General features: G+C 69.7%; 15 protein-coding genes. 8 read left to right on the forward strand and 7 right to left on the reverse strand.

Annotated features, from left to right (window positions below):
• Nucleotides 1-17: 17 nt before the first annotated feature.
• Nucleotides 18-608 carry a dihydrofolate reductase family protein gene (locus BLV39_RS15805; protein WP_090792348.1) on the reverse strand — a complete coding sequence of 197 codons (591 nt, stop codon included), beginning with the start codon at nt 606-608 and terminating at the stop codon, nt 18-20.
• 250 nt (nt 609-858) lie between these two features.
• On the opposite strand from BLV39_RS15805, the gene BLV39_RS15810 reads away from it, so the two are divergent.
• From BLV39_RS15810 to BLV39_RS15825, 4 genes are all read left to right on the forward strand, one after another.
• Complete coding sequence (locus tag BLV39_RS15810) at nt 859-1,533, forward strand: aggregation-promoting factor C-terminal-like domain-containing protein (protein WP_090797362.1); 675 nt, start codon at nt 859-861, stop codon at nt 1,531-1,533.
• A 111-nt stretch (nt 1,534-1,644) separates the two neighbouring features.
• Nucleotides 1,645-2,415, forward strand: coding sequence for a S1 family peptidase (locus BLV39_RS15815; protein ID WP_239083621.1), 771 nt, complete (start codon nt 1,645-1,647; stop codon nt 2,413-2,415).
• A gap of 27 nt (nt 2,416-2,442) precedes the next feature.
• Nucleotides 2,443-3,045 (forward strand): rhomboid family intramembrane serine protease, encoded by a 603-nt coding sequence (locus tag BLV39_RS15820; protein WP_239083620.1) that lies wholly within the window; start codon nt 2,443-2,445, stop codon nt 3,043-3,045.
• A gap of 90 nt (nt 3,046-3,135) precedes the next feature.
• Entirely contained in the window at nt 3,136-4,104 is a 969-nt protein-coding gene (locus BLV39_RS15825) for an NAD(P)/FAD-dependent oxidoreductase (RefSeq protein ID WP_090792354.1), read from the forward strand.
• Nucleotides 4,105-4,541: 437 nt separating this feature from the next.
• On the opposite strand, the gene glpX is transcribed toward BLV39_RS15825, so the two are convergent.
• A complete protein-coding gene (glpX, locus tag BLV39_RS15830) occupies nt 4,542-5,564 on the reverse strand; it encodes a class II fructose-bisphosphatase (RefSeq protein ID WP_090792357.1) in 1,023 nt (340 codons plus the stop codon).
• A gap of 145 nt (nt 5,565-5,709) precedes the next feature.
• Here glpX and BLV39_RS15835 point away from each other — a divergent pair, with 145 nt between their 5' ends.
• Both BLV39_RS15835 and BLV39_RS15840 read left to right on the forward strand, forming a co-directional pair.
• The gene (locus tag BLV39_RS15835) at nt 5,710-6,261 is read left to right on the forward strand and encodes a DUF4245 domain-containing protein (RefSeq protein ID WP_090792360.1); all 552 of its coding nucleotides are present in this window, start codon (nt 5,710-5,712) and stop codon (nt 6,259-6,261) included.
• 80 nt (nt 6,262-6,341) lie between these two features.
• Nucleotides 6,342-7,100 carry a hypothetical protein gene (locus BLV39_RS15840; RefSeq protein ID WP_090792362.1) on the forward strand — a complete coding sequence of 253 codons (759 nt, stop codon included), beginning with the start codon at nt 6,342-6,344 and terminating at the stop codon, nt 7,098-7,100.
• 45 nt (nt 7,101-7,145) lie between these two features.
• On the opposite strand, the gene BLV39_RS15845 is transcribed toward BLV39_RS15840, so the two are convergent.
• Nucleotides 7,146-7,352, reverse strand: coding sequence for an exodeoxyribonuclease VII small subunit (locus tag BLV39_RS15845; protein ID WP_089247144.1), 207 nt, complete (start codon nt 7,350-7,352; stop codon nt 7,146-7,148).
• Nucleotides 7,349-8,596 (reverse strand): exodeoxyribonuclease VII large subunit, encoded by a 1,248-nt coding sequence (xseA, locus tag BLV39_RS15850; protein WP_090792365.1) that lies wholly within the window; start codon nt 8,594-8,596, stop codon nt 7,349-7,351. The genes BLV39_RS15845 and xseA overlap by 4 nt, the downstream gene beginning before the upstream one ends.
• Nucleotides 8,597-8,698: 102 nt before the next feature.
• Here xseA and BLV39_RS15855 point away from each other — a divergent pair, with 102 nt between their 5' ends.
• Nucleotides 8,699-9,685 carry a 4-hydroxy-3-methylbut-2-enyl diphosphate reductase gene (locus tag BLV39_RS15855; protein ID WP_176985033.1) on the forward strand — a complete coding sequence of 329 codons (987 nt, stop codon included), beginning with the start codon at nt 8,699-8,701 and terminating at the stop codon, nt 9,683-9,685.
• On the opposite strand, the gene BLV39_RS15860 is transcribed toward BLV39_RS15855, so the two are convergent.
• Genes BLV39_RS15860 through BLV39_RS15870 form a run of 3 tightly spaced genes read right to left on the reverse strand, consistent with a single transcriptional unit; the run spans nt 9,674 to nt 11,910 of the window.
• Nucleotides 9,674-10,261 (reverse strand): hypothetical protein, encoded by a 588-nt coding sequence (locus tag BLV39_RS15860; protein ID WP_090792367.1) that lies wholly within the window; start codon nt 10,259-10,261, stop codon nt 9,674-9,676. The genes BLV39_RS15855 and BLV39_RS15860 overlap by 12 nt on opposite strands.
• A gap of 29 nt (nt 10,262-10,290) precedes the next feature.
• Complete coding sequence (locus BLV39_RS43005) at nt 10,291-10,722, reverse strand: hypothetical protein (protein ID WP_176984935.1); 432 nt, start codon at nt 10,720-10,722, stop codon at nt 10,291-10,293.
• 54 nt (nt 10,723-10,776) lie between these two features.
• Nucleotides 10,777-11,910 (reverse strand): DNA recombination protein RmuC, encoded by a 1,134-nt coding sequence (locus BLV39_RS15870; protein WP_090792373.1) that lies wholly within the window; start codon nt 11,908-11,910, stop codon nt 10,777-10,779.
• A 53-nt stretch (nt 11,911-11,963) separates the two neighbouring features.
• On the opposite strand from BLV39_RS15870, the gene BLV39_RS15875 reads away from it, so the two are divergent.
• Nucleotides 11,964-12,773 carry a hypothetical protein gene (locus tag BLV39_RS15875; protein WP_090792375.1) on the forward strand — a complete coding sequence of 270 codons (810 nt, stop codon included), beginning with the start codon at nt 11,964-11,966 and terminating at the stop codon, nt 12,771-12,773.
• Nucleotides 12,774-12,820: the final 47 nt, after the last annotated feature.

Raw genomic sequence — 12,820 nt, forward strand, 5'->3', positions numbered from 1 at the left:
GAGGCCCCCTTCCTCACTCACTTCCGCACGGCGTACCGCAGATGCGTCACGCGGTTGCCCTGGATCGTCTCCAACGGACCGTCCAGCAGGACCGGCCTGGTGCCCAGTTGGTCGAAGAACGGTGTGCCGCCGCCGAGCAGCACCGGCACGAGGTCGATCCAGACCTCGTCGACCAGTCCCGCGTCGAGGGCCTGACTCGCGATCCTCCCGGAGTTGAGCCCGACGCCCTTGCCGCCGGCGAGCTCGCCCGCCCGCGCGATCGCGGCCTCGATGCCGCCGGTCTCGAACGCGAACCACTTGTTGTCCTCGTACCCCGTGGGCGGGTTGTGGGTGAGCACCACGGTCGGTACCTCCATCGGGTGCATTCCGCCCCACCCGTTCGTGAAGTCGAACAGCTTGCGGCCGACGACCAGGGCACCGAGCTCGTCCAGCCAGCGCTCGTTGCGGTCGGCGCTGGCCCGCGTCATGTGCCAGGTCATCTCGGGGTTGCCGGTGGGCACCGTGACGTCTCCGTTGTCGTACCAGGCGAACAGATGCTCGAACCCGGTCTCGCCGGGGCCCGAGACGAAGCCGTCGATCGACATGCTGGCGCCAGTGCTGACCTTCATCGCTCGCTCCTCCTGAGGTTCTGACTCTGTCTGCCCATGCGTCGTCCGAGGGGGCCGCGGATCGACAGGTTACGGAAACCTTTTTTCTGGCGTGCCGCTTCGTCGGACTTACCCGCCTTTAACCCGTGACCCAGATCACACAATGGTCTCCCTATTTCCCTCCCGGCTCACTGTGCGCAATGGTGTCTGGCGAGCGAACGAGGCCCTGGACGCCGGGGCTGTCCTTGTCCCCGACGAAGGGAACGACTTCGTGACTCGGCTGTGGAGCCGGTTCGGGGTTCGGGCGTTGGCGGTCGGCATCCTCGTTATCGGGGTGGGCGGCGGCTACTACCTGGGCCACGACCGAAGGGTCCAAGAGCAGGGGATCGATACGCGGTTCGCCGCGGAGGCCCAGCAGGCGGAAAACGCGCTGCTCAAGGAGCACCATCTCGAGCACGAGTCGATGATGGCCCAGCGCCGGGACGCCGAGAAGGTCGCCGCGCAGCGCGCCCAGGTCGCGGCCAAGGCGGCTGCCGAGCGGGCCAAGCGGGCCGAGGAGGCCAGCCGCAAGAAGCGCGAAGCGGCCGAGGAGCCGGTGAAGGCCAAGCCGTACGACGGTCCGATCCCGGCGTCGTGCAACGAGTACAGCGGCAACCGCAAGATCGGCTGCGCGCTGCTGCTCGAAGAGGGCTTCAAGATCGACCAGATGCCGTGCCTCGACAAGCTCTGGACGCGCGAAAGCGGCTGGAACCCGAAGGCGCACAACTCGAGCTCCGGAGCGCACGGCATCCCCCAGGCCAAGCCCGGCAACAAGATGGCGACCGTCGGCGACGACTGGGAGACCGGCGCGGCCACCCAGATCAAGTGGGGCCTCGGCTACATCGAGGGCCGCTACGACGACCCCTGCGGTGCGTGGGCGCACTCGGAGGACGAGGGCTGGTACTGAACCACAAACATGAGGCAGAGGGTACGAACACTCGCGTTCGTACCCTCTGCCGCTTTTGTGGGCTCTAGTGTCTGATCCATGCGGGGGCGGCGCTTTCAAGGCGCGATACTAGTGACGGCACTGGCGGCGGTCCTGGGTCTGCTGACCGGGCCGGCCCAGGCGGACGACGGCGCCGGCCAGGAGCGGATCGTCGGCGGCAGCCGGGTCGACGAGGGCTCGTTCCCGTGGGTCGTGCGCCTCTCGGTCGGCTGCGGCGGCTCGCTGATCGCGCCCCAGGTCGTGCTCACCGCGGGCCACTGCGTCAAAGGCAGCGGCGCGGACACCTCGATCCGGGTCACCGGTGGTTCGGTCGACCTCCAGTCGAGCCGGGCCCGCACCGTCCGCTCCGCCTACGTCTACCGGTCACCCGGCTACTCCGACGCGGCCGCGGGCGACGACTGGGCGCTGATCCAGCTCGAGCGGGCCTTCGACCTGCCGACGCTGACCTTGGCCGCGGACGGAACGTACGACAAGGGTTTGTTCACGGTGATGGGTTGGGGCACGACGAAGGAAGGCTCGCTCACCCAACAGACCCGGCTGCGCTCCGCCGAGGTCGACTTCGTCTCCGACTCGTCGTGCGACCGCAAGTACGGCAAGATCGATATGGCGATCGTCGGCTCCGACATGATCTGCGCCGGCAAGGGCGGCAAGGACTCCTGCCAGGGCGACTCGGGCGGCCCGCTGGTGCGCCTCGACGTCAACGGATCCTGGCTCCAGATCGGCATCGTGAGCTGGGGCTACGGGTGTGCGCGGAAGGACTTCCCGGGCGTCTACAGCCAGGTGTCGGCCTTCGGGCCCGAGATCGCGGTCGGCCTCGCGGTGCTCCGGTCACGTCTGGCGTGAACGGTCCTCGCCTGGTACCCCTAGTGCGTGTCACAGGACTGGACGACCGAACCGGGACGGTTGCGCTTCGGCACCGAGCCGTTCTACGCCGCCGTCGGGCGGGCCTTCGTGGCGATGTGCGCGGTGGTCCCGGTGCTGTTCGCGATCGAGGCCCTCGACTACTGGCTGGGCCTGGGGCTCGACCCGCGCGGCGGGATCATCCCGCGCAGCGCGTACGGCCTCGACGGGATCATCTTCTCCCCGCTGCTGCACGACGGCTTCGACCACCTCTACGGCAACAGCGTCCCGCTGATCCTGCTCGGCACGTTCGTGCTGGCGGCGGGCTCCCGCCGATTCATCTGGTCGACGGCGCTGATCATGCTCGTCGGCGGCCTGGGAGTGTGGATCGTCGGCACACCCGGCACGGTGGTGGTCGGTGCCAGTGGGGTGATCTTCGGCTATTTCGGGCTCCTGTTGACCCGGGGGATCGTGGAACGCACGTGGTGGAACCTGGGCGTGGTGGTGCTGGTCGGGTTGTTGTACTGGTGGCAACTCTTCGGCATCCTGCCCTCCGACCCGCACGTGTCGTGGCAGGGCCATCTCTTCGGTTTCCTGGGCGGAGCGGTAGCCGCGATCGTGTTCCGTAGGTGACTGACCCGTGGCGATGCTTGCCGGGGTGGCATCGCTGTGCCTAACGTCGATGTCGACCGGGCCAGGTCGCCTGAAGGGCATTGGTGAGCCATGCGGGAAATCGACGTCGCCATCATCGGGGCGGGACCATCCGGACTGTTCGCGGCCTACTACGCGGGCTTCCGTGGGCTCTCGGTCGCGCTGATCGACAACCTGCCGGAGCCCGGCGGCCAGGTCACCGCGATGTACCCGGAAAAGCAGATCTACGACATCGGCGGCTTCCCGAGCATCAAGGGCCGCGAGTTGGTCGCCAACCTGGTCGAGCAGGCCGCGCCGTTCCACCCTTCATATCTGTTGGGAACCCGAGCCGACGCCCTGACCTACGCCGATGACCACCCGGTGCTGACCCTCTCCAGCGGCGAACAGGTGCGCTGCGGCGCCGTGATCATCACGGGCGGCATGGGCAGCTTCAAACCCCGCCCACTGCCGGCGGCCGAGGCTTTCACCGGCACGGGCATCGTCTTCTTCGTGCCACACCTCGCCGATCTAGCAGGCCGCGACGTACTGATCGTCGGCGGCGGCGACTCGGCCTTCGACTGGGCGCTGGCCCTGGAGCCCCTGGCCAAGTCGGTCACCCTGGTGCACCGCCGCGACCGTTTCCGGGCCCACGCCGCCACCGTGGCCCGCGTGCAGGACCTGAGCGTCCGCATCGTGGTCAACGCCGAAATCGCCAAGATCCATGGCGAGGAGGCGATCACGCACGCCGACATCGCCGTCAAAGGCGCCGAGACCGAGACCATTCCGGTCGACACGGTGGTCGCGGCGCTGGGCTTCACCGCCGACCTGGGCCCGCTGGCCGAGTGGGGCCTCGACCTGGACAAGCGCCACGTCAAGGTCGACAGCACGATGGCCACCAACCTGCCGAGAGTGTTCGCGGCCGGCGACATCACTGAATACCCGGGCAAGGTGCGGCTCATCGCCACGGGCTTCGGAGAGGCCGCGACCGCGGTCAACAACGCCGCGGTAGCCATCGACCCGGACGCCCACCTCTTCCCAGGCCACTCGAGCGACAACGGCTGACGCCTGCCCAGATTCAAGAGGCGGATTGCTCGGGTCCGCGGTGGGCACGACCGTTGCTCCCGCCAGAGACCGCTCCGCTTCGCTCCGCTGCCAGGCCCGCTGCGGCTTTCTGACGTCTTGGGTGGTGAGCGCTCACTTACCTCTTGGGTGGTGAGCGCTCACTAACCGCGTGGGTGGTGAGCGCTCGCTAACCGCGTGGGTGGTGAGCGCTCGCTAACCGCGTGGGTGGTGAGCGCTCGCTAACCGCGTGGGTGGTGAGCGCTCGCTAACCGCGTCGCCGCGCCGCCCGCAGTGCCAGCGCATCCACCGCCGAACTCCGGCGGACATGTCGGCGCCCGTCGTCGGCGCCTACATGCTCACGCATGTATCCACGCGCTCGAGCATGTAGGCGGTCCCGGCAACACCCCGGGTCCGTCGCGACGATAAGGACAGGTCGGCTAGCTCTGTTCGGCCAGCGGGCGGCCGTCGAAGTCGACCGACGAATACAGCGCCAGCTTTTCCAGTTGGTGGTAAGAGTCGATGATTCGGATCGTGCCGCTCTTCGAGCGCATCACGATCGACTGGGTGTACGCGCCGCCGGCTCGGTAGTGCACGCCTCGTAGTAGGTCGCCGCTGGTGACGCCGGTGGCTACGAAGAAGGCGTTGTCGCCCGAGACCAGGTCGTCCGTATGCAGCACGCGGTCCAGGTCGTGGCCCCCGGCCAGGGCCTTCTCCCGCTCGGCCTCGTCGCGCGGCCAGAGCTTGGCCTGCATCGCTCCGCCCATGCACTTGAGGGCGCAGGCCGCGGTGATGCCCTCCGGCGTACCCCCGATGCCCATCAGCACGTCGACCTCGGACGTGTCGCGGGCCGCGTAGATCGCGCCCGCGATGTCGCCGTCCGAGATGAACCTGATCATGGCGCCTGCCTGCCGCACCTCTTCGATCAAGCCCTCGTGCCGGGGGCGGTCGAGGATGCAGACCGTGACGTCGGAGACGCTCGACTTCTTGACCTTGGCGATCCGGCGCAGGTTCTCCGTCACGCCGGCGTTGATGTCGATCACGTCGGCGCAGTCCGGGCCGACGGCGAGCTTCTCCATGTAGAAGACCGCGCTCGGGTCGAACATCGCACCCCGCTCCGCGACCGCGAGTACGGCCAGCGCGTTCGGCATGCCCTTGCTCATCAGCGTGGTGCCGTCGATCGGGTCGACCGCCACGTCGACCTCCGGGCCGGTGCCGTCGCCGACCTCCTCGCCGTTGAACAGCATCGGGGCGTTGTCCTTCTCCCCCTCGCCGATCACGACGACACCGCGCATCTGGATCGAGTTGATCAGCTTGCGCATCGCATCGACGGCGGCGCCGTCGCCGCCCTCCTTGTCGCCCCGGCCCACCCATCGGCCGGCGGCCATGGCTGCCGCCTCGGTGACCCGGACCAGGTCGAGGGCCAGGTTGCGGTCGAGATCTTGCGGAATCTTGGCGCTCATCGGGCGGCCTCCTCGCGTCGCGACGCTGCAGTGTGAGGATCGGTCGTTACCTGAGATCCTGGCATGAACACCCGCTGAACGTCCGTTCGGGTCACGGTATCGACCCGGTGTGGCCGCGGCGGCCGATGCTCGGCACAATTGCCCCGTGGAGCAGGAGGCCAGCACCAAAGAGATCGTCGCATCGGCACAGCGCAGTGAGCGCCGGCCCCGCGACATGGTGATCTCCATGCTGGTGCTGCTCGTTCCGATTCTCCTGGCCTTCGGGGTCTACCGGGTGTTCTTCGACGGCAACGATCCCATCGCGGTCGACCCGGCCATGGCGCTCGACGACGCCCGGCACGCCAACGCGTTCCCAGTGCTCGTGCCGACCGGGCTGTCCGGCGAGTGGACCACGGTCACCGCCCGGTGGCAGCAGATCGACGGCGGCAAGGCGCTGCGCCTCGGGCTGGTCAGCCCCGATGGCAAGGGCGTCCAGGTCGTGCAGACCGACGCGGAGCCGACCAAGGTCATCCCGGCCGAGCTCACCGCGAAGGCGCGGCCGGAGGGCACCGTCGAGATCGCCGGCGCCTCGTGGCAGACCTACTCGACCCGGCCCGGCGAGCGTGCGCTGGTCAAGCTCGACCCGGACAGCACCGTGATCTTGATGGGCGAGGCCGGCGACGCCGATCTGCGTACGCTGGCCGGCTCGCTCAAATGATCTAGGCCCAACGGCCAGCCAACGCACATCTGGGTACGCTACGGCCTCTTCATTTCCAATCATCTATTTGGAGTAGTCCCTTGCGTACGCCCAAGCTGGCGGTCGCCGCCGCGGCCGTCCTGTTCGCCCTGGCCGGTTGCGGTCAAGCCTCCGACTCCGGCACCGGTTCGCCGGCCGCCGCCACCACCACCGCTCCCGCCGACCCCGCCGCGCAGATCGCGGCCGCCGGCAAGAAGGTCGACGAGAGCAGCTTCAAGTTCAGCTTCGAGACGGTCGGCATGAAGGCCGAGGGCGTCCGGCACCAGCCTTCGCAGAGCATGCAGATGGCCATGACCGGCGTGTCCGAAGGCCAGGAGATCAAGATCGAAGTGGTCGCGATCGCCCAGGACGTCTGGACGAAGATGGACCTCGGCATCGACCCGGGCGACGACCCCGCGATGCAGGGGCTTGCCGAGGGTCTCGGCAAGTGGAACAAGTCCACCGCCGACGAGGAGGACATGCCGTTCGCCGGGGCCGGCGCGCAGACCATGGGCAGTGGCATGACAAAGGGCCTGGCCGACCTCAAGGAGACGGCGCCCGGCACCTTCACCGGCACTGTCGACATCACGGTCAACAGCGACCTTGACCTCACCGAAGACGAGGCGACGCTCAAGGCGCTCGGCGCGAAGGCCAAGGCGCTCCCGATCACCTTCACGCTCGACAGCGAGGGTCGCTTCAGCTCCATCGTCGTCGAGATCCCCGCCACCGGCTCGGTCAAGGCGCAGAAGGGGACCGTCAAGTTCTTCGAATACGGCGACGTCCCGCAGCCAAAGGCGCCGCCGGCGGACCAGGTCGCGTAGCACCGCAGGCACCCACTAACGGGCGGTCGTCTCGGCGACCGCCCGTTACGCCTCGGCGCCGGCCTGCTGACGGGCGGCGTCGAGGCGCTCGCGGGCGCCGTCGAGCCAGTGCTGGCAGATGTCGGCCAGCCGCTCGCCGCGCTCCCAGAGCGCCAGCGACTCCTCCAGCGAGATGCCGCCCGCCTCGAGCTTCTCGACCACTGACGCCAACTCGGCGCGGGCCTGCTCGTAGCTCAACTTCTCGTCGGTCACCGGTTCTCCTCGCTTGCCTCGTCGACGGTCGTCGACAGCTCACCTCGGGCCAGTCGGACCCGCAGCACGTCGCCCTTGGTCACCTCGGTCGCCGCGCGTACGACGTGGCCCGCCCGGCTCTGGACGATGGCGTAGCCGCGGTCGAGGGTGGCGGCCGGCGACAGCGCACGCAGCCGGGCCACGGTATGCCGCAGGTCGGCGCCCGCCGCGCTGATCCGGTGGTCCAGCGACCGGGAGGCGCGCTCACGCAGCCCGGTCACGTCAACCGACCGCTGCTCGACCATCACGTGGGGCCGGGCCAGCACCGGGCGCGACCGGACCGCGTCGAGGCGGTGCTGCTCGCGGTCGAGCAGGCCGCGCACCGCGCGGTCGAGGCGCTGCCGGGCCTGCCCGATCACCCGGATCTCCTCACCCAGGTCGGGCACGATCCGCTTGGCGGCGTCGGTCGGGGTCGAGGCGCGCACGTCGGCGACGTAGTCGAGCAGCGGCGCGTCGGTCTCGTGGCCGATCGCGCTGACGACCGGGGTGCGGCAGGCGAACACCGCGCGGCAGAGCGCCTCGTCCGAGAACGGCAGCAGGTCTTCCACGCCGCCGCCGCCGCGCGCGATCACGATCACGTCGATCGACTCGTCGGCGTCGAGCACTTTGAGTGCGTCGATGATCTGTGGCACCGCGGTCGGCCCCTGCACGGCGACGTTGATCGTCCGGAAGTCCACCGACGGCCACCGCCGCCGGGCGTTGGTCAGCACGTCGCGCTCGGCCGCCGAGGCGCGCCCGGTGAGCAGCCCGATCCGGCTCGGTAGGAACGGCAGCCGCCGCTTGCGCCGCTGGTCGAAGAGCCCTTCGGCGGCCAGCATCTTCTTCAGCCGTTCGAGGCGGGCCAGCAACTCGCCGAGGCCGACCTGGCGGATCTCGTCGGCGCGCAGGCTGAGCGTGCCCCGAGCCGGGAAGAAGTCGGGCTTGGCGTGCAGGGTGACCCGGGCGCCCTCTTCGAGGTTGGGCGCACCCAGGTCGAGCACGTCGCGGTTGGTCGTGACGGTGAGACTCAGGTCAGCGGACGGGTCACGCAGGGTGAGGAAGACCGTGCTCGCGCCGGGCCGGCGGCTGATCTGCGCGACCTGGCCGTCGACCCACACCCAGCCCAGCTTGGCGATCCAGCTACTGATCTTCTGACTCACCACCCGCACCGGCCACGGCTCCTCCGCGGTGCTCTTGGGGACGCCGTTCGGCTCGGGGGTGGTCACGGCACCACCCTACGGTGGGCGACCCGCCGGCCGGTGTCGGTGCGCACTCCCGGCGCACGACATTCTGCCGAGGGCGGTCCCGCCACGTACCATTGGCGGGTGATTGAGGAACCCGTCCGTAAGCGTGTGCTCCTGGCCAACCCGCGCGGCTACTGCGCCGGGGTCGACCGTGCCGTGCAGACGGTGGAAGAGGCCCTCAACCTCTACGGCGCGCCCATCTACGTCCGCAAACAGATCGTGCACAACAAGCACGTGGTGGCCACGCTCGAACGCCGCGGGGCGATCTTCGTCGAGGAGAACGCGGAGGTGCCCGAGGGCGCCACGGTGGTCTTCTCGGCACACGGCGTCGCGCCCGAGGTGCACGAGCAGGCCAAGGCCCGCCAGCTCCGCGCGATCGACGCGACCTGCCCGCTGGTGACCAAGGTCCACCAGGAGGCCAAGCGGTTCGCGGCCGACGACTACGACATCCTGCTCATCGGCCATGAAGGTCACGAAGAGGTGATCGGCACCGCCGGCGAGGCGCCCGCGCACGTCCAGCTCGTCGACGGCCCGGACGGCGTCGACAAGGTGACGGTGCGCGACCCCGCCAAGGTGGTCTGGCTGTCGCAGACCACGCTGTCGGTCGACGAGACGCTGGAGACGGTCGAGCGGCTCAAGGTGCGCCTGCCGCTGCTCCAGTCGCCGCCGAGCGATGACATCTGCTACGCCACGCAAAACCGGCAGCAGGTGGTCAAGCAGATCGCGCCCGACTGCGACGTGTTGATCGTCGTCGGCTCGCGCAACTCGTCCAACTCGGTCCGCCTGGTCGAGGTCGCTCTCGACGCCGGCGCCCGGGCCTCCTACCTGGTCGACTACGCCAGCGAGATCGACGACGCCTGGCTGGCCGGTGCCGCCACGGTCGGCGTGACCTCCGGCGCGAGCGTGCCGGAGGACCTGGTCGACCAGCTCCTCGACCACCTGGTCGAGCGGGGCTTCGAAGACGTCTCCGAGGTGACCACGGTGGACGAGCGGCTGGCCTTCTCGCTGCCGCAGGAGCTCAAGCGCGACATGAAGGCCGCCGCCGCGGCCCGCGCCGCCTCAGCCGACTAGGACGAGGCTCGCGGCGGCCAGTTCCCTGGGTTCGTCGGCCCAGAAGTGCAGCTCGGTCAGTGGCCCACGGGGCAGGCCGACGTCGGTCGGTGCCGTGAGCACGAGCTCGACGTTGGTCTGCCCGAGCACCACGACCTTGCCGATCAGGCCATCGGCGGTCTCCTCGAACTGCACGCCCTTGCTCTTCTCCAGCGGCCGGTTGCGGGTGCGCACCTGCGCGACCGCCGACCAGGGCACGAAGGCGTCCACGGTGAACCCCGAGCGGATCCTGATGCCCTCCCGCTGGACCAGGTGCGGGTTCACCCGCACGGCGCCGAGCAGGCCGACCATCCAGAGCAGCCCCCAGATGCTCACCACGAACGCGATGATCTGCACCGTGCGCCAGGGCAGCAGGAAGTGCAGGATCGGGATCTCCACGATCGACACACCGATGAAGGCCAGGAGTACGGGCGTCGTCATGGCGCTGTAGCCGAAGCGGTCACCCGGGCCGGCCGGGTCGGGACGGCGGAAGACCCAGCGGAAAAGGCTGACCCAGACGCCGCGCTCGTACGTCATGGCGGTGCGAAGGAGGCTCACCCTTCGCAGTTTACATTACACTCGCAATGTCAAAGCCGCTGCGCCGACGTGATCATCGCCGGTGTGCCCTGCTGGCAGGTGCTGACCAGGTCGGGGCGCACCTCCAGGGTGGCCCGCACCCGCACGCCCTCGTAGACCAGGCTGGTCGGGGCATTGACCAACAGGTAGCCCTCCAGCAGCAGGCAACCCTCCTCGACGCCCGAGGTGACCGTGCCGCTGACGTTGACCACCTTCGGCGGCTTGGCCCCCGACGGCCGTGGGGTGGCCGGCGGCACCGGGTCGGGCGGGTTGACGGTCGCGGACGGCGCCGGAGGCACGGCGGGCACGGTAGACGCCGACGGAGCGGGGGCGTTCGACGACATCGAGGGCGCCGGAATCGGATCACTCTCGCGGGAGTTGGCCGAGCAGCCGGCGAGGGCCACCACCATCACTGCCACCAGCGGACCGGTCAACCTGCGCATGACGTCGAAGTGTGTCATTGGAATCTGACGCACGCCACCGCAGCCGCGGTTCCCTCAGATGAACTCGGGTGCCTGTAGCTGGCGCGGCATGCTCTCCACCTGGGGCGGCGCCACCAGGTCTTCGCCCGAGACGCCCAGGTCGGCCAGTTTGCGGGCGCTCACCAGGACCCGTGCTTCCAACGAGCCGACCGCGCGGTTGTACGAGGTGACCGCCGTGCCGAGCGCCGAGCCCAGCTTGCCCACGTGGTCGCCGACCGTCGACAGCCGGCCGTAGAGCTCGCGAGCGAGCTCGTGCACCGCGACCGCGTTGCGGGCCAGCGACTCCTGCCGCCACGAGTAGGCGATCGTGCGCAGCAACGCGACCAGCGTCGCCGGGGTGGCCAGCACGACGTTGCGGGCGAACGCGTGCTCCAGCAGCGTCGGGTCGCGCTGGAGTGCCACGTCGAGGAACGGGTCGGCCGGCACGAAGAGCACCACGAACTCGGGGGACTGGGCGAACGCCGACCAGTAGGACTTGGCCGCCAGCGCGTCGACGTGTCCGCGCAGCGCCCGGGCGTGCCCGTCGAGGTGCTGATCGCGGGTGCGCTCGTCGCGCGCCTCCATCGCGGTCAGGTAGGAGTCGAACGGCGCCTTGGCGTCGACCACCACCGAGCGCCCACCGTGGAGCCGGACCACCAGGTCGGGTCGTACGCCCTGGTGGTCGGTCGAGGCGGTCACCTGCTCGGAGAAGTCGCAATGCTCCAGCAGGCCGGCCGCCTCGACGATCCGCCGGAGCTGGTGCTCGCCCCAGCGGCCCCGCACCTGTGGCGCGCGCAGCGCGGCCACGAGCTGCTTGGTCTCGGTGCGCAGCTCGCCGGAGACGGTCGACATGGCCCGGACCTGCTCGCGCAGCTCGGCGTAGGCGTCGACCCGCTCCCGCTCCAGCTCGGCGACCCGGATCTCGTAGCGGCGCAGGGTCTCGTGCAGCGGCGCGACCGCCCGGGCGACCGCCTCCTGCGACTGCACGGTCGCCTCGAAGGACAACGCCCGCATCGACTGCTCCAGGCGCCCCTCGCCTTCTTGGTTCAACTCGATCATGGCCTCGAGTCGGGCAACCCGGGCTGCGGAGCGCGAAACCGCCGCAAACCACCCGGCCACCGACCCGATCGCCAAGCAGAGGACCACCACGGCCACCGTTGAAAGGTCCATCCGGTAAGACTGCCAAACAGGTGCGACATGACAAGGCGACGTACCGTCGTGTCATGGGTTGGTTGTGGTTGATCGCGCTGCTGGTGATCGTCATCGCGTTGGTGTTCTATTACCAGCGGTCCGTGGCCGGCCGGCGTGAACGGGAGTTGACCGACGCGCGCGCCGAGGCTCAGCGCTGGTACGAACGACTCGGCGGACAGGTGATGAACCTGCACGGTTCGGAGCCGGCGGTCCGTCAGGCGCTGTCCGACGCGGGTGAGCGCTACAACGCGGCCGGCAGCCAACTCGAGCAGGCCCGTTCTCCCCGCCAGTACGAGCTGGCCCGGGAGACCTCGCTGGAGGGCCTCACCTACATCCGGGCGGCCCGCACCGCGATGGGCATCGACCCGGGTCCGGAGCTCCCGCAGCTCGCCTCGGCCCGCGGCGCCGGCACGCTCACCAAGGAGCGCACGGTCGACGTGCAGGGCCAGCAGTTCACCGCCGGTCCGCAGCCGGGCAACAACACGCCCTACTACTACCCGGGCGGGCGCTACCAGGGCCGGCCCGTGCCGTCCGGCTGGTACTCCCAGCCGTGGTGGCGTCCGGCGCTCGGCGGCGCGGTGGGCGTGGTCGGCGGCCTGCTGATCGCCGACGCTCTGTTCTCACCCGCGTTCGCGGACCCGGGCTACGGCTACGACGCCGGCTACCAGGAGGGCTTCCAGGACGGTGGCGGTGGCGACGGTGGCGACGGTGGCGACGGCGGTGGCGACGGTGGAGACGGCGGCGGCTACGACGGCGGAGACGGCGGCGGCGGCGACTACGGCGGCGGGGACTTCGGTGGCGGCGACTTCGGTGGGGGCGATTTCGGCGGCGGCGACTTCTGATCCACCCGCCGGCCTGACCCGTTCGGGTAGGGCTAGCCGGATGGTGT

The organism is Asanoa ishikariensis (assembly GCF_900107455.1).
GTDB classification, from domain to species: domain Bacteria; phylum Actinomycetota; class Actinomycetes; order Mycobacteriales; family Micromonosporaceae; genus Asanoa; species Asanoa ishikariensis.